General features: G+C 45.1%; 1 protein-coding gene and 1 pseudogene. Both read right to left on the bottom strand.

Annotated elements, in window-relative coordinates; translation table 11 throughout:
- Nucleotides 1-191: 191 nt before the first annotated feature.
- Entirely contained in the window at nucleotides 192-887 is a 696-nt protein-coding gene (locus tag ACTIE0_RS24615; protein ID WP_006625681.1) for an aldehyde oxygenase (deformylating), read from the bottom strand.
- Between the two features lie 141 nt (nucleotides 888-1028).
- Nucleotides 1029-1119 (bottom strand): annotated as a pseudogene (locus ACTIE0_RS24610) (zinc ribbon domain-containing protein); the annotation flags it as partial.

The raw sequence follows: 1119 nt of genomic DNA, 5'->3' as shown, positions 1-1119 counted from the left end.
ATTAAATTTATGTTCACACCAAGTCGCCCTAAAAGGACGAGGTTTTCAACCCATTTTTTCTGATAAGGCTATGACGACTAAGACTCTGGCGATCGCAGATCCCACCTGTTAGCGCGGTTCGGCTGCGATCAGTTCGGCGGAGCTCACCGACCGCACCGACCGTTTTTGTTCAAAATCTCAACCTGACTAAGTTAAACTCCTGCCAAACCATAAGCAGACATCCGCATAATATCGCGGGTAGTGAAACCAATATTGCTCAGAGCTTCCCCATAGGCAATCATGAAGTCCTCAATTAAGGCTTCTTTCTCCATTCCCAGGATACTGGCATCTTTTTCCACCTGGTTAAGCATTTTCCAGACCAGGGGTAGGTTTTGGCGGTTAGCTTCTTCTAGTTCAGCTTTGGACTCCTCAAAGTGAGCTTTCAGCCACTCCTCGCCAAAGTTCAGATGCTCGTACTCATCTTTAACCACGCCTTCGGTAATTTTGCGAGCAAAGGGATCAGCCACAGGGATATAGATGTTGTAAGCAGCGATCGCAAAACTTTCAATAATTAAAGATTGGATCAGCAAACAAGTCACCAACTTACCTTCAGCCGCCGCCTTTTGGAAATTACCATGAAGTTTAGCAAAGAACTCACGGCCAAAGTCCATGTCTGGGGTAACTTCCAGGTTGCGACCACAAGCCTGAAACCCTTTCTTATGACGCTTTTCCATTTTCGACAGACGAATTAGCTCTTCCCGTTCTTCAGGTAGCATTTCACCCAGTTTGATGTAATTATCAGATGCTTCCTGCTCACCTTCAATTACGATCGCATTAATCCGGCTATAGGCATCTTTATAGGTTTCGTTTTGAAAGTCCAGTTCAGTAATTGTTTCAAGCTGTGGCATAAATTAGATTTCTCCTGGTAACAAACAAATGAGCTGTTCTTGACACTCCCACGCCCCTTAACAGTGGAATTCTTGGTTCAGCGATCCGACTTACACATCTAACTCAAAAGCCAGATACCCAGAGGTCGATATCTGATACATTTACGCGACATTTATCCGGTTGTTCCCGGACAATGCGACGATAGCACTATTACCCGTTAAGGTAACAGAGGCGGTATCCCGCAAAGCTTTT

The sequence above is a fragment of the Limnospira sp. genome, from assembly GCF_051859755.1.
Lineage (GTDB): Bacteria > Cyanobacteriota > Cyanobacteriia > Cyanobacteriales > Microcoleaceae > Limnospira > Limnospira fusiformis.
The sequence above is the reverse complement of the archived record's forward strand: the minus strand, read 5'-3'. Positions and strand labels throughout refer to the sequence as shown.

Coding starts and splice junctions, on each gene's coding strand:
- ACTIE0_RS24615 (WP_006625681.1), bottom strand. CDS start 887: ATGCCACAGCTTGAAACAATTACTGAACTGGACTTTCAAAACGAAACC.